The sequence below is a fragment of the Pseudomonas sp. 22189 genome, assembly GCF_052045635.1.
Classification (GTDB): domain Bacteria; phylum Pseudomonadota; class Gammaproteobacteria; order Pseudomonadales; family Pseudomonadaceae; genus Aquipseudomonas; species Aquipseudomonas parakoreensis.
Genome location: NZ_JBQEPG010000016.1, coordinates 72,909 through 93,552, shown reverse-complemented (window position 1 = coordinate 93,552; position 20,644 = coordinate 72,909). Strand labels below are relative to the sequence as shown.

At 55.2% G+C, this 20,644-nt stretch carries 21 protein-coding genes; 11 read left to right on the top strand and 10 right to left on the bottom strand.

Going from position 1 to position 20,644, the window contains the following annotated elements; translation table 11 throughout:
• Nucleotides 1-2: 2 nt before the first annotated feature.
• Complete coding sequence (locus ACTJKS_RS18350; protein WP_440828926.1) at nt 3-1,760, bottom strand: hypothetical protein; 1,758 nt, start codon at nt 1,758-1,760, stop codon at nt 3-5.
• 337 nt (nt 1,761-2,097) lie between these two features.
• Between ACTJKS_RS18350 and ACTJKS_RS18345 the strand changes: the two genes are divergently transcribed.
• The 7 genes from ACTJKS_RS18345 (at nt 2,098) to ACTJKS_RS18315 (ending at nt 5,638) form a co-directional block, all read left to right on the top strand.
• Nucleotides 2,098-2,688 carry a hypothetical protein gene (locus tag ACTJKS_RS18345; RefSeq protein ID WP_440828925.1) on the top strand — a complete coding sequence of 197 codons (591 nt, stop codon included), beginning with the start codon at nt 2,098-2,100 and terminating at the stop codon, nt 2,686-2,688.
• 10 nt (nt 2,689-2,698) lie between these two features.
• A complete protein-coding gene (locus ACTJKS_RS18340; protein ID WP_123595049.1) occupies nt 2,699-2,983 on the top strand; it encodes a phage antirepressor KilAC domain-containing protein in 285 nt (94 codons plus the stop codon).
• 158 nt (nt 2,984-3,141) lie between these two features.
• A complete protein-coding gene (locus ACTJKS_RS18335) occupies nt 3,142-3,459 on the top strand; it encodes a pyocin activator PrtN family protein (RefSeq protein WP_249490066.1) in 318 nt (105 codons plus the stop codon).
• A 58-nt stretch (nt 3,460-3,517) separates the two neighbouring features.
• A complete protein-coding gene (locus tag ACTJKS_RS18330) occupies nt 3,518-3,949 on the top strand; it encodes a hypothetical protein (protein ID WP_440828924.1) in 432 nt (143 codons plus the stop codon).
• A complete protein-coding gene (locus ACTJKS_RS18325; RefSeq protein ID WP_440828923.1) occupies nt 3,946-4,386 on the top strand; it encodes a hypothetical protein in 441 nt (146 codons plus the stop codon). The genes ACTJKS_RS18330 and ACTJKS_RS18325 overlap by 4 nt, the downstream gene beginning before the upstream one ends.
• Nucleotides 4,383-5,372, top strand: a complete 990-nt coding sequence (locus tag ACTJKS_RS18320) for a phosphoadenosine phosphosulfate reductase domain-containing protein (RefSeq protein ID WP_440828922.1) — start codon at nt 4,383-4,385, stop codon at nt 5,370-5,372. The genes ACTJKS_RS18325 and ACTJKS_RS18320 overlap by 4 nt, the downstream gene beginning before the upstream one ends.
• Nucleotides 5,369-5,638 carry a pyocin activator PrtN family protein gene (locus ACTJKS_RS18315; RefSeq protein ID WP_440828921.1) on the top strand — a complete coding sequence of 90 codons (270 nt, stop codon included), beginning with the start codon at nt 5,369-5,371 and terminating at the stop codon, nt 5,636-5,638. Before ACTJKS_RS18320 ends, ACTJKS_RS18315 begins: the two co-directional genes overlap by 4 nt.
• A 54-nt stretch (nt 5,639-5,692) precedes the next feature.
• Here ACTJKS_RS18315 and ACTJKS_RS18310 read toward each other — a convergent pair whose 3' ends face one another.
• Nucleotides 5,693-6,805, bottom strand: coding sequence for a hypothetical protein (locus ACTJKS_RS18310; RefSeq protein WP_440828920.1), 1,113 nt, complete (start codon nt 6,803-6,805; stop codon nt 5,693-5,695).
• Nucleotides 6,798-7,889 (bottom strand): site-specific integrase, encoded by a 1,092-nt coding sequence (locus ACTJKS_RS18305; protein ID WP_440828919.1) that lies wholly within the window; start codon nt 7,887-7,889, stop codon nt 6,798-6,800. Before ACTJKS_RS18305 ends, ACTJKS_RS18310 begins: the two co-directional genes overlap by 8 nt.
• Before the next feature lie 102 nt (nt 7,890-7,991).
• Here ACTJKS_RS18305 and dusA point away from each other — a divergent pair, with 102 nt between their 5' ends.
• On the top strand, nt 7,992-9,011 hold the full coding sequence (gene dusA / locus ACTJKS_RS18300) for a tRNA dihydrouridine(20/20a) synthase DusA (RefSeq protein ID WP_440828918.1): 1,020 nt from the start codon (nt 7,992-7,994) through the stop codon (nt 9,009-9,011).
• Between the two features lie 52 nt (nt 9,012-9,063).
• Here dusA and ACTJKS_RS18295 read toward each other — a convergent pair whose 3' ends face one another.
• Complete coding sequence (locus tag ACTJKS_RS18295) at nt 9,064-9,897, bottom strand: undecaprenyl-diphosphate phosphatase (protein ID WP_440828917.1); 834 nt, start codon at nt 9,895-9,897, stop codon at nt 9,064-9,066.
• Between the two features lie 507 nt (nt 9,898-10,404).
• Here ACTJKS_RS18295 and ACTJKS_RS18290 point away from each other — a divergent pair.
• The 3 genes from ACTJKS_RS18290 to ACTJKS_RS18280 all read left to right on the top strand — a co-directional run bounded on the left by ACTJKS_RS18290 (nt 10,405) and on the right by ACTJKS_RS18280 (nt 13,854).
• Nucleotides 10,405-11,145, top strand: coding sequence for a winged helix-turn-helix domain-containing protein (locus ACTJKS_RS18290; protein WP_108183311.1), 741 nt, complete (start codon nt 10,405-10,407; stop codon nt 11,143-11,145).
• 279 nt (nt 11,146-11,424) lie between these two features.
• Entirely contained in the window at nt 11,425-12,069 is a 645-nt protein-coding gene (locus ACTJKS_RS18285; protein WP_041074648.1) for a winged helix-turn-helix domain-containing protein, read from the top strand.
• 390 nt (nt 12,070-12,459) lie between these two features.
• A complete protein-coding gene (locus ACTJKS_RS18280; RefSeq protein WP_108183312.1) occupies nt 12,460-13,854 on the top strand; it encodes an undecaprenyl-phosphate glucose phosphotransferase in 1,395 nt (464 codons plus the stop codon).
• Between the two features lie 333 nt (nt 13,855-14,187).
• On the opposite strand, the gene ACTJKS_RS18275 is transcribed toward ACTJKS_RS18280, so the two are convergent.
• The 6 genes from ACTJKS_RS18275 to galE all read right to left on the bottom strand — a co-directional run bounded on the left by ACTJKS_RS18275 (nt 14,188) and on the right by galE (nt 20,385).
• Nucleotides 14,188-16,266, bottom strand: coding sequence for a YjbH domain-containing protein (locus ACTJKS_RS18275; protein WP_108183313.1), 2,079 nt, complete (start codon nt 16,264-16,266; stop codon nt 14,188-14,190).
• Complete coding sequence (locus ACTJKS_RS18270) at nt 16,263-17,024, bottom strand: capsule biosynthesis GfcC family protein (protein ID WP_317453251.1); 762 nt, start codon at nt 17,022-17,024, stop codon at nt 16,263-16,265. Before ACTJKS_RS18270 ends, ACTJKS_RS18275 begins: the two co-directional genes overlap by 4 nt.
• Nucleotides 17,021-17,686: a YjbF family lipoprotein gene (locus ACTJKS_RS18265; protein ID WP_108183315.1), complete on the bottom strand. Its 666-nt coding sequence runs from the start codon at nt 17,684-17,686 to the stop codon at nt 17,021-17,023. Before ACTJKS_RS18265 ends, ACTJKS_RS18270 begins: the two co-directional genes overlap by 4 nt.
• An 8-nt stretch (nt 17,687-17,694) precedes the next feature.
• Entirely contained in the window at nt 17,695-18,756 is a 1,062-nt protein-coding gene (locus ACTJKS_RS18260) for a polysaccharide biosynthesis/export family protein (protein ID WP_108183316.1), read from the bottom strand.
• Between the two features lie 144 nt (nt 18,757-18,900).
• Complete coding sequence (locus ACTJKS_RS18255; protein WP_003226528.1) at nt 18,901-19,137, bottom strand: hypothetical protein; 237 nt, start codon at nt 19,135-19,137, stop codon at nt 18,901-18,903.
• A gap of 231 nt (nt 19,138-19,368) precedes the next feature.
• A complete protein-coding gene (gene galE, locus ACTJKS_RS18250) occupies nt 19,369-20,385 on the bottom strand; it encodes a UDP-glucose 4-epimerase GalE (RefSeq protein WP_108183317.1) in 1,017 nt (338 codons plus the stop codon).
• Nucleotides 20,386-20,644 lie beyond the last annotated feature (259 nt).

Here is a 20,644-nt window from a genome sequence, read left to right as displayed (position 1 = left end):
TATCATTTTGAATAAATGAAAATTTCCGCTTTCTTAGGAAACTTGGTAGCAGACTTTATCCCGACGACTCCATCACTAACTTGCTCAGCCTCTACTCCATCCACCTGCAGCGACTGAATGATATGCTTGCTATAATGCATGTCTTTCTTAGCAACCACAGTATCCCCTACTTTTACTCCCCCCCCGTCTAGATCAACGACAACGACAGCACCATTCATTAAATATTCAGATGGCTGCCCTAGCGACTTCATATCTGAAGGGATCAAACTTATGAGCCCAAAAGCGAACAACTGCTCCCGCACATCTTCCTTTCTTAGGATTTCATCTCTTATCAGAAAGAAAGCCAAATACAGTTGATACGTAGTCAAGAGCCCTCGTTCATCCAGTAAAGCATCCTGTAGCTGGTGCTCCGTAAATGGCGGGTTCTTCCTATTATTTGGCGCCACATATCTTTCATGATTAACAATATAAAGACCGTAAACATCAAAACTATTCCTTTGCTTCATCCTTCTATTTTTTATTTTTGTTATCTGTGAACACGCTTTGTCAGTTGAGGTTCCTCCAATACCCTTAACCTCTACGACCAATAGCTTGTCTCCACAATCAATCTGCAAATCTTCCTCTAAAACCCCTTCCGCTTCTTCGTCTTGAATTAAGACCGAATCAAAGCCCAACCACCGAAAATAATGCTGGACAGCACACACTAGTGAATCGCCAGTTTCGGATATCAAATCCCTTAGAAATTTGTACTCTTCCTTCAAAGCAACAAGATCATTTTCAGCTTTTGCAACTTGTAATCTATAGCCCTCCTCCAACTTCACCCTATGAGCTTGTAGCTCGATCTCTCCCGGAACAGGGAACTCCCCACTGTCCAGCCATGCGAATTGCCCACTAAATGGAAAAACTTGTGGAAAGTGCTCAGCCAAACAATGCTCGAATAAATCCTGGATAAAACCTGCTTTATCCTCAACTTGAGGAAATACAAGAACAGCCCCTTCCCCAACAGCATGAAAATAAGAAACCACCTCATCGCTGTCATTAAGAACCAGAGGAACAAAATCTTCATTCTTAACGGATGCAAACTGATCTGAATCCCAATAAGTTGGATGCTCAAAAACAACTTGATATTGACTATTACCAAAATACTTTTTAACTAGCGAAAAATAAACATTTTCGACCTCAGGCGATTTTATGCGTCGTCCTACTTTATTGAAACATGACGGGAACTCATTATACAAGTTTCTAGTCGAGCAAGAGTACGATTCATCCCACGAAGTCCCTCCCCTATCAATCTTGACGGTCTGGTAATTCGCCTCCTCAATGGTACTGGAAAAAATTACAACTATTGACAACTTCCTCAATAAAAGATCTAGCTCACCTCCGACGATATTCATTCCGCCAGGTCTTGGATTGAATAAACTCTCAGGGTATGCACTATAAAAAGCGTAGGCGACACCGCCCGTAGCATTTCCTAGCGTGGCGGAAGTGTATTGTGTCTCTTTTATCTCCCCACCCAAATCAATCACAACGACATCATATTCGTGTAAATTTTCTGGGAGGCTAAAATTTAGTTTCACATGTTTCGCATCGCCCCTACTTCTGTTTCCTACCCGAATAGGCTCTCCTAACGATGCCGAAACCACGTCATAACGCTTTTCAATTAGCGCATCAGTTACACTAGGATCAACATCAAACATACAGATCAGCGGCTTCTCGTGTTTAGCTTGGTCTTTATTAATTTCTTCCACCGCACCCACCATATCCAATCCTTTTGAAATACTGTATGAATTCAAATCAATATAGAATCTTTCGCACTATGTCAATGCGCCACCAGCTCGCACCTGGAAACGAACAAAATCGTTGACTAATATCAACTGACAGTTGATATTTACCTCACTCTTCCACCACAGAGCGAGGCAAAACCATGCATACCACAGCAACCCTACACGTCCACCCGGCCGCTGCCACCCCCTTCCAAATTTTTGCGATCCGGCGCCTAGCCCGCGAGAGCGGCTGCTCGTTTGTCACCACCAAACTAAAGCAGCAAGATCGCACTGCCCCCACCCCATCCGATCCGAACGGCGGAGGGCACGCAGCATGATCAAGTACAAAATCGACAACCGCACGCTGCAGTTGCTCAACGCCCAGGTCAACCTAACCGAGACCTTCAACCACGTCCTCCGGACAGCGCCCAAGCGTGAATGCCTGGCGTTCCGTCTCAAGGTCGAACGAGGCACGACCGAGAGTACCTTCGTCGTCGAGCTGGGCAGCGAACGCCACACGCTGACCCTGCAGAACGACAAGAAAACGCACCTCAAGCTAGCCGACTTTATCGAAGAGATTGCCAACGGCCCGTTAGACACAAGCAACACCAGCGACCTGGTTCACCGCCCGCACGCCAGCCGCGAATATGGCCGCTTCGAGGTCTCGGACAAGCAACGCGTGTTCGAGCTGGTACGCACGGGTGGCATGCTGAGCCTCGACATGGGCTTCGACTACCCCCTACAGGTCGCGCTGCACCGCACGCAATCACGCTCGGGCGTCACCACCATCCTGAGCATCGGCAACAAAAGCCCACACACCCGCTGCTTCACCGCGTACGGCACCGATGTCGAGATCTACGGCAAGGTCACCGAGTCCATCAACCACCTCGCTGCAGCGGCCACCCCAGCCGCGCACGCGGCATGAGGAGAACGCCATGGAACGCAACCTCGCCCAAGCCGCAACCCAACTCGGCCTCACCCGGCCAAAGCTCATCGCTCGCATGCGGGAAAAAGGCCTGCTCAACGAAAAGAACCTACCGGCCTACCCCAACCGCGACCGCGACTACCTGCGCATCAAGGACGGCCAGTGGTACCACGACCAACTCGGCATGCAGTACAGCCAGTCGACCCGGGTAAAACAACCCGGCATCCGCTGGCTGGCCGAACAGCTGGGCATCGACCTGCCTGCCATCCCGGCAGACAACCGTGACGTGGCCTAGGGAATACGCCCGCCAGATCATCGCCATGCGGACACGAGAGGAGCGCAACGCCGCGCTCCTCGAAGTGCCCGAACATCTGCGCGAGCTGACCAGAACCCACTGCCTGAACGCCTGGAACCACCCGGCCAGAAAACAACGCAAGGAGGCCCAACAAAGCCATGAGTAACACAGCACAAAACCCGCTCCGCCTGCACCCGGCACCGGAGTCAGCCACCGTCGAGTTGCTCTTTCGCACCTTCGGCGACGTTCTGATTCCGCTAGACAGAGTTCGCGAACGCTACTTTCGCAACCTCAACGAGCAATCGTTCGCGGCAGAGATCAGCAGCGGCCGCATCCAACTCCCCATCACAACGCTGGACACCAGCCGCAAGGCACCGAAGTACGCCCACATCCGGCACGTCGCCTCACTGATCGACATCCGCGCCTACAAGGCCGACGAAGACATGCAGCGACAGCAGGACGACACCAACGAGTAACAACCACAAACCAAGCGGCTGCCACCACCGGCCGATGACATCACCAGGAGCACACCACATGACTGCAATTCAAATCTGCGCGCTGATAGCAATCGTCCTCATGACCGCCGGCATTTACTGGCTCGCCTATCGGAACGGATTCAGCAACGGCCTCACCGAGGGTTATGCGGAAGGCTACAGCGAAGGCATAGCCGTTCAGAGCGCGGACAAATCTGAAGAGATCCGCAACCTCACGCTATCGCTCAAGCAGGTTCAAAACAAACACGAGCAACTCTACGACTTTTACAAACGCGCCGTAGAGGCCGCGCAGCTTGGAGAACCTGCACGGATCACCCTGCTGGAGATCGCCGAGAAACTGCGGATCGCGGCCGAGACATTCGCCGCCTTCCGCACGGGCAAAAAACTCGAACGCGAAACCCGCGTCCTGCGCGACCAGGCGCTCGCCATCGCTGCACTGCTGGAGCCGGCAGATCAGGAGAGCGCCGCATGAGCCAGGCATATTCCCAATCCCAAACACACCGAAACCCGGCTCACGCCTCACCAGCGGCTGAAGAACCAACGCGCAATCGAACCTCGGAGGAAAGCGGCATGCAAAAGGACCAGCACAACAACCAATCCCCGACCGCTTTGCTCCGCGAGGAAGCCAGCGTCGACACACTAGAAACAAACAGCCTCTGCTGCGCAGCAGCAGGCATTATTGCTCCTTCCAGCAGCACCACCGAGGCGCTCATACCCCACGAAAAGCTGCGCGAGGCAGCCACACCCAATGCAACGCTAACCGCTCAGAATCGCCCGCCCGCGCAGCCTGCTGAGGGGTATGCGTACTATTCCGACCGTGGGAGTTACCCACCAGAGGCGAAACCTGGCCGGCGAGAAAAATGGGTGATCACCGATGCAGAGAAAACCATTGTAGAGGTCGTGCAATGACTACCCACAACATCGTGAGCGTCAGCGGCGGGAAAGACTCCACCGCAACGTTGCTGGTAGCGATTGCCTTGGAGACAGAAAACCTCCAGGCCGTCTTCGCAGACACCGGCAATGAAGACCAGCAGACTTACCTGTACCTGGAGTACCTGGAACAGACTACAGGCGTACCGATCACCAAGGTTAAAGCCGACTTCTCCCACCGGATCGCCGGAAAGCGTAGGTTCATCGAAACCAAATGGCGAGAGCAAGGCATTGAAGAATCGGTGGTGGAGGCTGCGCTGGATGTTCTACAGCCCACCGGCAATCCTTTTCTTGACCTGTGCCTTTGGAAAGGTCGCTTCCCCAGCCGAAGAGCCCAGTTCTGCACGATGGAGCTGAAGCGCGACCCAATGCTCGAAAAGGTAGTAATGCCTCTGATGGGACAGGGAGACATGATCGTCAGTTGGCAAGGCGTACGGGCAGATGAGTCGCTGAACCGCCGTTATCTGCCCGAATGCGATGAGGTTGGTGGCGGCCTATTCAATTACCGCCCGATCCTGAAATGGGATATCCCCGCAGTGTTCGAGGCCCACCGCTACATGGGGATCAAGCCCAATCCACTCTACTCTCAAGGCATGGGCCGGGTTGGATGCATGCCCTGCATCAACTGCCGAAAAGACGAACTCCGGGAAATCGCCCAGCGCTTTCCCGAGGTCATTGACCGAATTGAACGATGGGAACGGTTGGTACAACAGGCCAGCAAGCGAGGGGCGGCTACGTTCTTCGCGGGCTCCAATGCCAAGCACCCGAAAGGCCCAATCGCCGATATGACAGCTCTTGAGGTGATGGAAATTGCAAACATCCGCCAGGCAGTGGAATGGTCGAAAACAGTCCGAGGCGGCCTTCAATACGATCTATTGATAGCCAGTGATCAGAATGCCTGCTCAAGCGCATACGGGCTCTGCGATAGCGAATGGGAGCCAATCAATATGTTGGAGGCTGCATGAACACATTATTTTTACTCATGGCTCAGTACGATGGGCAAGCAGTCATTCCACTTGACCGCGTGTGTGCAGATTACATGCACCTAACCGTAGAAAAATTTAAACGCAAGCGATTGGATGGAGAAATTGATATTCCTGTTGTCCGCTTGGGCGCCGATAGTCAAAAAGCTGCCCTTGGTATCTACCTAAAAGATCTCGCAGACTACATCGACCGTCAGCGAGAAAAAGCAAAAAAAGAGCAGAATCAATTGATGGGAAGAGCTGCATAAAAAAGTTAGAAATCCTGTCGCATCGACGCGACAGGATTCCGAAAAAAACGGGCTCTATATTTTTGATTCGGGCTGACGCAACCCTTTAACCTCTTCAACGACAGCCATACCGAACCAGCCTTTTTCGATTAACTTCTGGATAGAAAGAATCATTAGATTAAAACCGAACTGGCATAAATCATAAGTATCTAGTCGCGTATCGCTCAAGCGTGGATCCAACTGCTCATTATTTAAAGGGTGATGAATTCTATACCCTCCATGGACAAAAGCACTTCTCTGATCGTACAAAATTCGCAATTCTTTTGTGAGTCTCTTCCTTTCGCTTTCAGGCAGATCCAAGAGTATCATCATCCTAGAAACCATCCCCGTAACAGACTCACCAAATCTTGTGACGTAGATTGCCTCAAAGGCGTGAAACATCCAAATTATACTCGTGATATCCATATCCGACTTGCAAACATGCAAAAGAGCAAAAATGGCTCGAGCTGCTTTTGAGTCGCCGATCTGAGTCACACCCAAGCCAAGTTTTTTATACCAAGAAATTACATCCTCCAAAGCCAATACTTTAGGAGCGAATTTTTCACCCTTTATAAAATCAAGATGCGAAAGTTCAAAATTATATGATGATAAATTCATCTTCTCATGATGATGTTTCTCACCTGGATGGTAAAGATCAACAAATCTAGCCGCCAGAAATTCACATGATCCTGGCAATGCTATATTTGCAAGAAAAAAAATATCATAAATATACTGCTCAGCAAAACGCCTTAAATGCTTCGAATTGCTTTCATCAGTGACACCACTTGAAAAAAATTCAACTTCCACCTCTAAAACCAGGTCCATTTCGGAGTTTAAAAAAGAAGTATCCTCCCCCGAAAAGCTCTTAGGATTTTCATAGTAACGTCCACACTTATCCGACCAGATATACCACTCATAAATCCTGCACAGGTCTGCCGTGACCAGGTATCGCCCTTCATTCAGACTGTATTCATAATTAGCCAGCAGCGTATGCGCTCTAGCCCAGAATTCGCAATCTCTCTCACTAATCGACTGCCACCCCAGGTCGCGCCCCCAGCTCCTTCCAATCCGCCCCAGGTCAACCCCAAATTTATCTCTCATTTCAACTCCCTGAAATTGATTTTCATAATTTCTCTTAAACTTAATCAATGCATTTCTGTAACCACACCCAGTTCAGGTAGATATTTCCCCGCCCTCTCAAATGAGTGTAACGCCTTAGAGAGTTCCAATCCCGATGCCCAGAAACACTCGAAACCCTGGGAATATCCCAGTCCATTTCGAACAGGCGGCTCACGCCTTCATGCCTTAGATCATGGAAGTGCAGATCCTCAATCCCCAGCAACGGACACGCCCGCGTGAACGATGCGGAAACGGATCTGGAGTTGTACGGAAATATCTCCCGCTCAGTCCTGGGCATGCTCTGCAGGATTGCCCAGGCCTCATCGGGCAGATGGCACCACACGTCGTTGCCGATCTTCTGTCCGGGGTTCTTCATATCACGCACCAGGACGGCCTGCCGGGACTCGTCGAGATCATCCCAGCGAATCCGAGTAATCTCCTCCTGCCGGCGCGTCGAGAAGAGAGCAAACGCAATCATCTTCGGCATGTTGATCGACTCAGGTCGACGAACCTGCATTTCGAAAAAGTGCCTCATCAACCTGTCCAACTCATCGAGCGTCGGCCGACGGTTGCGCTCCTTGCTCTTGCTCACCATACCCAGCTTTCGTAACACCTTGCGCGCGTCGGGCATGGCCAGCGGATCTACCTCGTAGCCCCAGGCCGGTCGCGCCACAGACAGCACCGCGCCCAGGTGCGAAAGATCATTACCGACCGTCTGCGCCTGAACACCGCCGCCCTCTTTACTCATCCGCCACTGAGCAAACTCCACCAGTTTCTGACTGTTCAAAGCCGAGTCGTCAAGGTCGCCCAACCAGGTATCCTTGATCGCCTTCAACGTCGCGTTCTTGGTTTTGCCCAACGGCCGGATCTTCTCGTACTCGTCCAGGTACTGCTCGATCATCTTCCTGATCGTTACACCCTTACGGTTTGCGCGCTCAATCGCACCAGGCTCGGCCAGCTCGGTCTCACGCCGCTTGATCCAAGCCTGGGCGACCTGCTTTCGGTCGAAGGTTTGGCTTTCCTGATAAACTGTTCGCCCGTCCCGATTGATCCGTATCTGCGCCGTGTAGGCCGTCGAGTTGTCCTTGCGCTTGCGTGATGTGATCGTGCCCATTTCCCGTTGCTACATTGCCGAATTCGCTTGCTACATTGTAGCAACCGACCTCAGAAAACAAGGGAAAATGGGTAAAAACCGCTGTATAAAAGATCAGTATCAATGAATTTCGAAAAACCTGAAGCGCCCGTAAATACTAGCCATTCCCGTTCCGAGCCGTCTCGCCGCTTCAGTGTGGCGCCGATGATGGATTGGACTGATAGGCATTGCAGATACTTCCTACGCCTCCTGTCGAAGAACGCCCTGCTCTACACCGAAATGGTCACCACCGGCGCTCTCCTCAACGGCGATCACGAACGTTTCCTCCGTCACAACGAAGCCGAGCACCCGCTGGCGCTGCAGTTGGGTGGTAGCGTCCCGCTCGATCTGGCCGCTTGCGCGCGCATGGCCCAGGAGCATGGTTACGACGAAGTGAATCTGAATGTGGGCTGCCCGAGTGATCGAGTGCAGAACAATATGATTGGTGCGTGCCTGATGGGGCATCCGCAGTTGGTGGCGGATTGTGTGAAGGCGATGCGCGATGCGGTGTCGATTCCGGTGACGGTGAAGCATCGGATCGGGATCAATGGGCGGGACAGTTACGCCGAGTTGTGTGATTTCGTCGGGACGGTGCGGGACGCCGGATGTACCAGTTTTACCGTGCATGCGCGGATTGCGATTCTGGAGGGCTTGTCGCCGAAGGAGAATCGCGACATTCCGCCGTTGCGGTATGACGTGGCGGCGCAGTTGAAGGCGGATTTTCCGGAGCTGGAGATTGTGCTGAACGGCGGGATCAAGACGATGGAGGCCTGCCATGAGCATTTGCAGACCTTTGACGGTGTGATGCTTGGGCGTGAGGCTTATCACAATCCGTATTTGCTGGCGGAGGTCGATCAGCAGTTGTTCGGCAGCAGCGCGCCGGTGATCAGCCGGGCCGAGGCGCTGGCGCAGCTGCGACCTTATATTGCCGAGCATTTGCAGGCGGGCGGTGCGATGCATCACATCACCCGGCATGTGCTGGGGTTGGGCACCGGGTTCCCGGGGGCGCGTAAATTCCGTCAGTTGTTGTCGGTGGATATTCACAAGGCCAAGGATCCGCTGGCGTTGCTGGATCAGGCTGGCGAGTTGCTGCAAGGGCGTTGATGCCCTGCCTTCGTAAAACACGCCAGGCGGGTTGGTCCGCCTGGCGTGCGCATCACCCCGCCGTCGCTTCCGTCCAGTTCACCCAGCCAAACACCCACGTCGCCAGAATCAACAAGCCAAACGCGATCCGATACCAAGCGAACGCCGCATAACTGTGGTTGGCAATGAATTTGAGCAGGCCGCGCACGGCGATCATGGCGAAGATGAAGGCGATGACGAAACCCAAAGCGAACACTGGGAGGTCGCTGACCTGGAACAGGTCACGGTATTTGTAGCCGGAGTACACCGCGGCGCCGACCATGGTCGGCATGGCGAGGAAGAACGAGAACTCTGTGGCGGCTTTCCGGGACAAGCCGAACAATAATCCGCCGATGATGGTCGAGCCCGAGCGCGACGTGCCGGGAATCATTGCCAGGCATTGCACGAAACCGATTTTCAACGCGTCTGACCAGCGCATGTCGTCGACGTGATCGACGCTCACCACATGGCGGCGCTGTTCGGCCCACAACATGACGATGCCGCCCACCACCAAGGCTATGGCCACGGTGATCGGGTTAAACAGGCATTGATGGATTTTGTCAGCGAACAGTACGCCGAGGATCACCGCCGGCAGAAAGGCAATCAACAAATTAAGGGTGAAACGTTGCGCATTGCGCTGGGTGGGCAGGCCTTTGACGATGTCGAAGATCTTCGGGCGAAACTCCCAGACCACGGCCAGGATCGCCCCCAGCTGAATGATGATATTGAACGCCATCGCGCGTTCACCGCCGAAGTCCAGCAGATCGGCGACGATGATCTGGTGGCCGGTACTGGAGATCGGCAAGAACTCGGTCAGGCCTTCTACCGCGCCCAAAATCAACACCTGGATAAAGGTCCAGAAATCCATTAATCCTCCGTCAGAGCGCTCTTGCTGAGCGACCGGTCAACTGTATTCAGGAATTGAGTATCTGAAGTTAAACAATCGGTATAACGCGACACCCATTGCCTGATCAGGCGACGGAGAATATGTCTTATCAAAAGACACACTCAAGCCATGTTAATAAACGTCCGCCTACGAACTACCCGAAAAATATTTAGGCCTATGGTAGAAAAAAGTTCGATTCGCCAATAAAGTGTGATCCAGCTCACACTGTCTCAGGATCGTGAACAGTGGCAATTGGACATGAATAAAGCCATCGCCATAGATTCAAAATAGTGGCACAATTCCACAATGCCACCATGTAACGACTAGTTCACAACCCCGAGAAAATCAACTAAAAGCTTGAAATGCTTAATTATTGTTAGAAAACTCGGGAGCCACGTCTAAAAATCGCGTGAATGTTACCAATTGTCAGTCACAGACGAGAACCGGTGCTTTAACATCCCGATGTCAGCACCTAATTCGAGTCAATGCATGATGCTCTCAGGGAACTTGGCGACGAGAAGTCCGCGCCCGACAAACGACGTACCCGGTGTTCTTACTCTGGGTCGTACCCGTGGCGTGGCCGAACATTTCAGGGCGCTGATCGCGAAGCACGTAAACACTGATATGGCACTTGAGGCCGGTTCGTACACTAGTTCCTTCAACAATGAACTTTCTGGTCCGTATCGCGCCATCTTCATCGTTATCGACACTCCGCAAGCGCTGGAAGACAATCTTGCGCTGATTGAAAGCCTGCGCAGCGACAACTTGAAGCCGATCATCTGCGCGGTCATTACCGGTCGCGGCGCATTCAACAAGATCAAGTATTTTCTGGCCGGCGCCGACGCGTGTATCAAATTCAATACACTTGCCGACGAGGGCGACGAGTTGCTCGGTGAGTTCTTCAACAGTGAAGAGTGGCAGCGGGATATCAATCTGACGCTCGACCCTACGCGTATCTGCCTGCTGGGCAGCCCCCGTCAGAAACTCGACATCTCGTTCGCCGAGATGAAGATCCTGGAAGCCTTTGCGCAGACCAGCAATCACATTCTCAGCCATGATGAAATCGCCAGCATCATGGGGCTCAACACCCATTTCTACGACCCGAGAGCGCTGGAAAAATCCATCAGCCGCTTGCGTGGAAAAATCAAGGACATGTATGGTACGAACGCGATTCAGAGCATCCGCGGCTACGGCTATCGCCTGATGCGGGGTCTGATATCGACTGCCTGACTCTCGGGCAGCCATCCTCTTTGCATAATTACGAAGGATCGTCATATGCAACCATACCGCTCTAGTTGTACTTCACATCTAATTATAATCAAGCCATTGAATGAGCACGGCTACACCGAACCATAACAATAAACTTCACAACATAGCAGCAGAACGAGTGGAACTTATCGAGGGCCATTTTAAGCCCAGACCCTGCCTGTCGATTACTTCCGAGGAAGTCATTGCTCGCCTGCCGATTTATCTTTTCGCCCATTTTGGTGCACATTTTAGGAGAGAGACATGGAAACGAGTACAACCCTCCCGAGAAAATATTTTGTCGTCGTGACTCACAGTACAACGTCGCAGCGTGAACTTGAGAGCATTCTGTCCAGCGAGCGCTTCAATTCGTTTGGCACGTCTCAGGCACAAATGTTTATTGAAGGTGCTACTTCGCCCTCTTCCGCGCCCATGCTGATGGAGTTCTCTTACCCAAGCGGCACCCGCAAACACGTGGCCCGCACGATTGAACACGACACCCAGCGCATCCTCGCCACCCTCGAATCGGAATGGCTGTCCGCACAATCGGCGAAGCCGTTTCAGAGTGCAGAGAGCGACAACCGCACTGCCGCCATTGAAGACGCTGCCACTGGCAACACGACCTGGCATCTGGACGATGATCAAGGTGCCCTGATCAAGGAAGGCGTCGAAATCAGCCTGACCGGACTGGAAACCGCGCTGGTGCGCAAAATGCTCCATCACGAAGAGCGCGTTGTCAGCCGCGACGATCTGATCCTCAGCATCGGCCGTGAACCGGAGCAATATCGTGGCCTGGAGATGTGCCTGAGTCGCCTGCAGGACAAGTTCAAAAGCGCCAGTAATGGGGAGCGATTGTTCCGTGCCGTAAGAAACCGCGGTTATTGCCTCATCCAGGAAATCGTTGCGTAAACACGCACGATCTCCGCGAACAAAACAAACAGAAAACAGTGCGATTACAAAAACAACAAGAGCACTCTGTTTGACTTCACCTCCCTGGTAAATAAAAGCTCCCTGCCTCCACCCCTCCTACAGTAACAAACACAACATCATTTATTCACCCCTTGCTCCACGACCTTTTCTAACAGCCTTGTATTTGATTATTCGAAATTTGGCACAGTGCCATCTTGTTAGAACTCGTCAGACACCCTCTCCGGCAATAACTTAGTCTATTGATTGACGACAGTTCGGCCTATCGACGTTGTTACCTCAGGACACTCGTCCAATAACAACAACAAGCCTATCTAGCAACTCGGACTTTAACTGTCGAAACCTGAATGGACGTATTTCTGGGGATATCTCATGGAACTCTCTCTACGGATCAATCGAAATAACGGCCTCAAGGGACTTACCTTCTGGGGCCAATGGGCGCTGGCGCAAGGTTTTATTGTCGCGCTGTTGTTCGTACTTGCAGAACGCCATACCGGCACCGTCGAGTTCTATTACCGCCTGTGCGCAACACTGGCGGTACTGGCCTCGGTACCGGCGTACACGTTCAGCGGCGTCTATCGCAAACAGGACAATTACCTGACGGGTCTGGGACGTCTGCTCATGGGCTGGTCGATGACCATGCTCGCGCTGGCCGGCATCGCGTTCGTGTGCAAGGCCGACGAGGTGTTTTCCCGTGAAGTGACGCTGAGCTGGGCGGTGTACGGCTTCCTCGGTCAGGCGCTGCTGTACGCGCCGCTGCATGCGTTTTCCAAGTACTACCAGCGTTCGCGCACCAGTGCGCAGAAAACCCTGATTGTCGGCACGGGTGAGTTGGCGCTGGGCCTGGCGCAGAAGATCAGTCTGGTGGAAAACCTGCCACTGGTAGGTTTGGTCAGCAATGGCACGAAACCGGTTCTGGATTCGGATGCACCGCGGGTGGTGGGCGATCAGGAGGATCTGCTGCAACTGATCAAGGATCATGACATCCGCCGTCTGTACATCACCTTGCCGCTGGCGGAAGCGGCGAAAATCGAAGCGATGTACGTCGATTTGCTCGGGGCCAACGTTGATGTGGTCTGGGTGCCGGACTTGAACAGTCTGACCCTGCTCAACCACTCGGTGAAGGTCGTGGATGGTCTGCCGGCAATCTGCCTCAACGAAAGCCCGCTGACCAGCCGCCCTACTGCTGCGTTGAGCAAAAGTCTGGTGGAAAAAGGCGTGGCGCTGCTGGCGATCATTCTGTTGAGCCCGGTGTTGCTGTTCATCGCGCTGGCGGTGAAGATCAATTCGCCGGGGCCGGTATTTTTCAAGCAGGATCGTCACGGCTGGAACGGCAAGGTGATTCAGGTGTGGAAATTCCGCTCGATGCGCGTGCACGATGATCGCGAGGTGATCCAGGCCAGCCGCAATGATTCGCGTATTACCGCCGTCGGGCGCTTCATCCGCCGCACCTCTCTGGATGAGCTGCCGCAGTTGTTCAACGTGCTGCAAGGGCAGATGGCCCTGGTCGGCCCGCGTCCTCACGCTGTCGCGCACAACCACTACTACTCGGGGAAAATCCTCGCGTACATGGCTCGTCACCGAATCAAACCGGGCATCACCGGCCTGGCGCAAATCAGCGGCTGCCGTGGCGAGACTGACACCCTCGACAAGATGCAGCGTCGGGTGGAGATGGACCTGCATTACATCAACAACTGGTCATTGTGGCTGGATCTGAAGATCCTGGTGAAGACGCCATTTACGCTGTTGTCGAAAGATATTTATTGATGGACTGGTGACAAGCCAGGCGATACCGCAAGGGGACGAAAGTCCCCTTTTTTGTGGGCGGGATTTGGGTAGTGGGTCAGGCTGTTGCGAAGGTGGCAGTGCCGACGCCTTCGCGGGCAAGCCCGCTCCCACAGGGTCCGGCGGTGTTCACTCAAATCGGGCACACCACAAAATCACTGTGGGAGCTTGCCTGCAAGCGATAGCGGTGGGTCAGGCAACATAGATTTTGAATGGACTGACGCCTTCGCGAGCAGGCTCGCTCCCACAGGGATCGGGGGTGGATCGGGATATCCAGTTCATCCCGCTCCCACAGGTCCCGAGAAGGCTCCGGGTTTACTCGGTAATCTTCGAGAAGTTGCGATAGAACATGTCACCCTCGCGGCTATCGGTCATCGAGTGCAGCTGGAAGCTGCGATTGAGCCTGGCGCCGCCGTCACGGGTCAGCGGGGCCCAGACCAGATTGGCGCGGCGCATGGTTGACATGCTCATCATTTCGTCGAACGGGATCGACAGGTAGATGCCCTTGTCGAAACTACCCTCCCCGTACTCGGCACTGCCAGCCGTGGTGATCGTCGCCCAGGCACCGAAGCGCACGCCGTTGAAGAACTCGCGGGAGATGTCCAGCGTACCGCCCCAGTCGCCGGCCAGGTAACGACCGACGCTGACTGCAGCCAGCGTATCGTAGGGCAAGTCGGTGTAGCCAGTGATGTGCCCGGTCCAGATCGAGTAGTCGCGCAGGCCGAAACCCTGGTCGAACTCGCGCTGACGCACATAGTTCAGATCCGCCCCCACCGACCAGCGCTCACCGGTCGGCCGGAACAGCACCTCACCGCCGACACCGGCAAACATCGACTCCAGATAACCGCCGTAGACCATGCCATACAGGTCCTTGTCCAACTGCTCGGCATGGCTGACCTGAAATAACGGCATGGTCACTTCCGAGGTGGTCAGGTACTGACGCAAATCGGTACGCACCCGCGGCAGGCCGCTCGGCGCATCGTAGGTGAACTTGTCGAAGTTGTTTATCAGGTTGGCACTGAGCAAGCCGTTCCACCAGGTATTGCGGTTGAAGCGGTACTCCGCGTCCGCATCGGCGCTGAATTGATAGAGCAAGCCATCCGGGCCGCCGACGTTCTGCTTGAAGCCCAGGCCGACGCCATAACTGAAGTGCTGCGGCGCTTCGCTGTAGAGGGTTTTCTCGTTGTGCGGCATCGCCGGGTTGATCTCGGTGGTGCGGTGCAACGACTCCAGCGGTTCCTCGTTGTTGATCACTTCGCGGAAAGTCTGGCGCGGCACGCTGGTCTCTTCCAGCGGCAGGTCGTAACGCTTGTTGACCACGGTGAACCAGTTGATGTCGTCGTTCACACTGTTATCGAGAATCCGGCTCGCGCGACCAACAGCCTTCGACGAATGGAAGTAGCGCTGCTGCTCGCCGTAGACGATCAGCTCGGAATCACGCTGACTGATGCGCTCGACCTTGTACCCGGCATTCTGCTGCAGGCGCTGCGACACGTCGGCCCAGTTGACCTGTTCCATTGGCGTGGTCGGCATCTTCGCCGGCAGCGGTTCAGGCGTCGGGTCGTAGGTCTTGGCCGGCGCCTTGCGGCTGACGAAATTGGTGTGAAACGTGATGCCGAACATCGCCGTATTGCCGCGCTCCCACGCCGCGCTGACGTCCACCGAATCAGCCACCTTGAACACCGCACCGAAGTTGATCGGCGAGTCTTGCTTGATCACGTTGTCCTTCGGCTCGTGCTTGTAGTCGTTGCCTTCGTATTCGAGCTTCAGGCTGAGTCGATCCCACGGCGTCTGATAGCTCACGCCACCAAAGAACGACGGCCGACCGCGAAAGTACGAGCCGGAGTTGACGTCACCGGTCCCTTCAAGAGCCGGTCGGGTATCGAAGCGATCACTGACGTAGCCCAGCGGGTTGTCGAGGTCGCCGCGATTACCCAGGTAACCCCAGGCAATGCCGGCGCTGAAATCGAAATTGTCGAAGCGTTTGTTGGCGACGAAGAACTCACTGGAGAACAAGCCCGTACCACCGATGTCTCGGAAGCCCAGCGCGACTTCCGGCGCCCAGTGGCTTTCCTGCCACAGCCGGACTTTGGCGTCGACCGCCTTGTCCTTGTAGCTCTGGCTGCCGCTCAGCGCCTCGGAGCCGTACGGCCGGTTGGTGATCGCGGTGTAGCGGAACGAACCTTCGAGCCAGTCCAGCGGTTGCAACGACACGCTGTAGCGGCTGTACGGCTCGGTGCGGTTGGCATTGACGCTCAGTTCGCCGGCCGGCGCCATGCGCGCGGTCGGGGTCTGCAACAGACCGGTGCCACCGAAATCATTTTGAGTAATACGCGGCTCGGCATGCACCAGACCGCACGGCAATAACAACACAGCTGCAACACGTAACTTCAACGAACCACCTCAGCCAGCTGCGTGGCAATCAATTCGGCCAACTGCTGATTCAGTTCAGGAACAGGCGGATCCAGATCATCATTTTTCACCGGCACCAGAATCTTGCTGCCGGCCACGGGGAACTGCCCGCTCTCGCGATTCCAGTGGGCGATACCCACCCGACGCACCGCACCATTGGGCTGGATCAGCCACAGGTAATCGGCCTCGGCATCGTCCAGCGGTGTGCAGCTTTCCAGGTACTCGCGCGCCTCCAGCAGAGGCTGATAAGGCAGGTGACAGGTTTCGGCGACCGCGCCCAACACTTGCACCTCGTCGACCCGTTTCGGGTAGATCAGCCGATCGCCGTCGTCCAAACGAATGTTGCGCGCGAAACCGACTTCCACCGCGACCGGATCGAGGTCCGCTACCTGGCGCCCGGTGACCGGCATCTGCCGCACCTGCTCGGCCAGGCGCAGCGCCAGCGCCGCGCGGCTCGGTCGGTCAAACAACGAAGCCATACGCTGCAACACATCGAGATCGAACAACACGCCGGCCTTGAGCCGCGCCTGCTGTTCCAGCAACGACTGACGCAGCAACACGCCAGCCAGCCAGTAACCCTCGGCATTCGGCACCGCCACGCTGATCACGTCGAGCAAGCGCCCGCCCGGTGGCAATTCCACCGGCCCCGGATTGGCCACATCGCCGCTGACCATGACCGCTGCCTGACTGGCGCCGCTGAGCAACAGCAAACCTGCCGATAACATCCGTAAGCGCTTCACGGCAGATGCCTGCGATCAGGGGTCAGTTGCACGATGCGCACGCGCAGTTGCGTGGTCAGTTGCTGCTCGCTTTGCAGGATGAAACCGTCCAGCGGATCGACCCAGTAATGGTTGGTCGCGCGCAGGCCGATGGCCGGGACGTCGATGCGTTCGTCGACACGCAGCACGGTGTATTCCTTGTCGAGAATGTGCAGGGTTTGCGTGGCTCGGCGAGAGAACCGGCTGTTGACGATCAAACCGACTTCCTGGCCCTTGTACAGGTCGATCCAGCGCTGACTGGTGAAGCCATCGGCGACTTGATGCAGGCCGCGCTTGAACGGCGCGTCGTCGGCCAGCCGCGTACCGTCCAGGTCGCCCTCGACGCCGAGGCCGATGGTGCGCACAGCGAGGCCGTCACGCAGCAGCAACACCTGTTTGCCGGAAGCCACCCAGAACTGCAGGTCTTCACGCTCACGCACCAGCGCCAGCACCCCGGAGCCAGACGGCGTGGTCAGTTTGACTTGCGGATACTTGACCTCGGCCACCTGGGCCGCGCTCACGTCCAGCTCGTCCGGCCCGATCACCGCCGACTTGAGGTTGCGCACCGAGGCGGTCATCAGCGGGTTACAGCCACACAACATCAAGGCCGCCATCAGGCAGACGCCCACTTTCAAGGTTTTCACGGTCGGCCTTATTTGCTGTTGTTACTGAATTCGCTCCAGTTCTTCGCAGCGGAAGCCCCGGTCCCGACAATCGATGCCGACGGCACCAGTTGGCTGATGAAGCGGTTCCAGCGCGTGACGTTGGCCGGGCCGACGTACACCACATCCTGCGGACGCACCTCAAAGTGCGAAGCGAGTGCCATTGAGGTCGGCGACTGAGCTTCCAGTTGATAGATTTTCGCCGGCTCGACATCGAGGTTTTCCACCCCGCGAATCACGTACACCGCGTTGCCATTGGAGGTGGTCTGGCTCAAGCCGCCGACCGAACCGAGCACGTCGGAGAGGTTCATCGTTGCGGTCTTGAAGCTCAGCGCACGGGGCTGGTTGACTTCACCCATGACATAGATGCGCTTGTTGTCGTTGTACGGCAGATACAACTGATCGCCGCCCTTGAGGAAGACGTGCTGCAACTCGGAGTCCTGCTGGTTCAGCGAGTCGAGATTGAGCGGATACACCCGGCCATTGCGCGTCAGCAACAGGCCCGACAGATCGGCGTTGTTGGTGTCGATGCCGGCCGTACCAAGAGCCTCGACCACGCTCAGCGGGTTGGTGGAAATCGGCTGCGGACCGGCCTTGGCCACGGCGCCCGAAACCACCACTTTCTGACTGGCGAAACGCAGCACCGCGACATCCACTTGCGGCTCGGCGATGAACGCCGACAGGCGGGATTCAATGTCCGAGCGCAGTTGTTGAATAGTCTTGCCGGCCGCCTGCACTTCCTTGATGAACGGGTAGTACAGCGTGCCATCGGAGCGCACCAGTCGACCGTTGGCGTCGATCTGCTGTTGTGCCCCCGAAGGCGCGGTCAGCTCCGGGTGATCCCAGACCGTGATGTACAGCACATCGTTGCTGCCGATGCGGTATTCCGCCGGCGTTGCCAACAGTTCCGTCGGTACCGACTCACGCTTTTGCGTGGCGCGGGTCATCGAGATCAGCTTGGGCGTGATCGGAATCAGCTCGACCCGACTGCTTTCGCTGGCGCCCTGGCGCGTGATGTTGCCGGTGCTCAGGTATTGGCCGGGGGAAAACATGCAACCTTGCAAAGCGATACTTGCCAACAGCAAAAGAGAAAAACTACGAGTCATAATGGCACTACGCTATTCAAGGGCGAATCTAAAAATAAAGTCACCCGACTTGCGTCGGGCGACCCTGTACTGCACTAACAAATGTTCCTGTTAGTTGTGCGTGCCAGTGGTGCCGGTAGTACCGGTGGTGCCCGTGGTACCGCCGTTGGCACTTCCGCCGCTGTTGGACGCCGCGACTGCACTGGCAACCATTGCAGTACTGGCAGCAGGCGCTGTAGAAGCCGCGACACTGCCAGATACATTGGTCACCGCAGTAAGCGGCGCTTCAGCAGCGGACGCCCAGTTGCTCAACATCGTCAACAGGGCAATCGCCATCACTTTTTTCATATCAACTCCTTTCTAACATTCGGCCTGTTAAAAACCGGCCTGAGTTAGCGGTGGTAGCGTTCAAGTTCGCGAAAATCGCGAACAAGATCCGTCGTCCTTTCACAGTCTTACCCAACTGATAAAAGTCGAACGGCAGGTTTATATCTACGGACTTGCAAAAGGCATTTCCAGCGTATTTTCCCGACGATATCTAACAGCTGACCGAAACTAACATTCAGTATTAGAACGACATCATTCGAGATAACCGCGCGGATGATTCGATTGCCAGCGCCAAGTATCGGTGACCATGTCCTGCAAACTGCGCGTGGCTTTCCAGCCGAGTTCTCTTGCGGCCTTGGAGGCGTCGGCCCAACTCTCGGCAATATCGCCGCTGCGCCGCGGCATCACTCGGTATGGCACCGGACGCCCGCTGGCTTGTTCGAAGGCATGCAGCACTTGCATCACGCTGTAGCCGTCGCCGGTACCGAGGTTCCAGGTGTGAATGCCCGGACGATCGGCAATCGATTGCAGGGCTTTGAGATGGCCATCGGCGAGGTCGACGACATGGATGTAATCGCGAACCCCGGTGCCGTCGATGGTCGGGTAATCGTCGCCGAAAATCGACAGCTCCTGCAGGCTGCCGACCGCGACCTGGCTGATATAAGGCAGCAGGTTATTGGGAATGCCATTGGGGTCTTCGCCCATGTGCCCGCTGTGGTGGGCGCCAATCGGGTTGAAGTAGCGCAGCAAGGCGATGCTCCAGCGCGGCTCGGCCAGGCTCAGGTCGCGCAGCACGTTCTCGACGATCAGCTTGGACTGGCCGTAAGGATTGGTCGGAATACCGGTGGGGAAATCCTCGCGGATCGGCATCTGCTCGGGCTCGCCGTACACCGTGGCCGACGAGCTGAACACCAGCCGGAACACCCCGGCCGCGGCCATCGCCTGACACAAGGTGATGCTGCCGCCGACATTGTTCTCGTAGTAATCCAGCGGCTTGCGCACGCTCTCGCCGACGGCTTTGAGCCCGGCAAAATGCAGCACCGCGTCGATCGCATGCTCTTGGAAAATCCGGTCGAGCAACGCCCGGTCGCAGACATCGCCGCGAATCATCAACGCGCTTTTGCCGCAGATACCTTCTATCGCGTGCAATGCCGCATCGCTGCTGTTGCAAAGATTATCCAGTACAACAACTTCATAACCTGCTTCAAGCAGCGCAAGTGTGGTGTGCGAGCCGATATAGCCGGCGCCACCCGTTACCAGAATCTTCATAGCGCGGTCCGTCATTGGATAAGTGACAAGTAGCCTGTCAAGTCCCTTTCATTGAATCTGTGGCGCACCACACAAATAAGGACGACAACAGCCTTAAACAAAATTAGTTCAACCACTGGCAATAAATATTTTTGCAGGTCAAACTGTATTGCCCGGTACTTATTAGCACCCCAAGTACACTCATCACTATCAACAGATACCGACTAAAAATAACTAATAACGCCTTAACCGACATCTCATAACATTGTCATGTTTTACC

Bases quoted from the DNA above. Each gene is read 5' to 3' on its own strand.
- ACTJKS_RS18350 (WP_440828926.1), bottom strand. From the start codon at position 1,760: ATGGTGGGTGCGGTGGAAGAAATTAATAAAGACCAAGCTAAACACGAG.
- ACTJKS_RS18345 (WP_440828925.1), top strand. From the start codon at position 2,098: ATGATCAAGTACAAAATCGACAACCGCACGCTGCAGTTGCTCAACGCC.
- ACTJKS_RS18340 (WP_123595049.1), top strand. From the start codon at position 2,699: ATGGAACGCAACCTCGCCCAAGCCGCAACCCAACTCGGCCTCACCCGG.
- ACTJKS_RS18335 (WP_249490066.1), top strand. From the start codon at position 3,142: ATGAGTAACACAGCACAAAACCCGCTCCGCCTGCACCCGGCACCGGAG.
- ACTJKS_RS18330 (WP_440828924.1), top strand. From the start codon at position 3,518: ATGACTGCAATTCAAATCTGCGCGCTGATAGCAATCGTCCTCATGACC.
- ACTJKS_RS18325 (WP_440828923.1), top strand. From the start codon at position 3,946: ATGAGCCAGGCATATTCCCAATCCCAAACACACCGAAACCCGGCTCAC.
- ACTJKS_RS18320 (WP_440828922.1), top strand. From the start codon at position 4,383: ATGACTACCCACAACATCGTGAGCGTCAGCGGCGGGAAAGACTCCACC.
- ACTJKS_RS18315 (WP_440828921.1), top strand. From the start codon at position 5,369: ATGAACACATTATTTTTACTCATGGCTCAGTACGATGGGCAAGCAGTC.
- ACTJKS_RS18305 (WP_440828919.1), bottom strand. From the start codon at position 7,889: ATGGGCACGATCACATCACGCAAGCGCAAGGACAACTCGACGGCCTAC.
- dusA (WP_440828918.1), top strand. From the start codon at position 7,992: ATGAATTTCGAAAAACCTGAAGCGCCCGTAAATACTAGCCATTCCCGT.
- ACTJKS_RS18295 (WP_440828917.1), bottom strand. From the start codon at position 9,897: ATGGATTTCTGGACCTTTATCCAGGTGTTGATTTTGGGCGCGGTAGAA.
- ACTJKS_RS18290 (WP_108183311.1), top strand. From the start codon at position 10,405: ATGATGCTCTCAGGGAACTTGGCGACGAGAAGTCCGCGCCCGACAAAC.
- ACTJKS_RS18285 (WP_041074648.1), top strand. From the start codon at position 11,425: ATGGAAACGAGTACAACCCTCCCGAGAAAATATTTTGTCGTCGTGACT.
- ACTJKS_RS18280 (WP_108183312.1), top strand. From the start codon at position 12,460: ATGGAACTCTCTCTACGGATCAATCGAAATAACGGCCTCAAGGGACTT.
- ACTJKS_RS18260 (WP_108183316.1), bottom strand. From the start codon at position 18,756: ATGTTTTCCCCCGGCCAATACCTGAGCACCGGCAACATCACGCGCCAG.
- ACTJKS_RS18255 (WP_003226528.1), bottom strand. From the start codon at position 19,137: ATGAAAAAAGTGATGGCGATTGCCCTGTTGACGATGTTGAGCAACTGG.
- galE (WP_108183317.1), bottom strand. From the start codon at position 20,385: ATGAAGATTCTGGTAACGGGTGGCGCCGGCTATATCGGCTCGCACACC.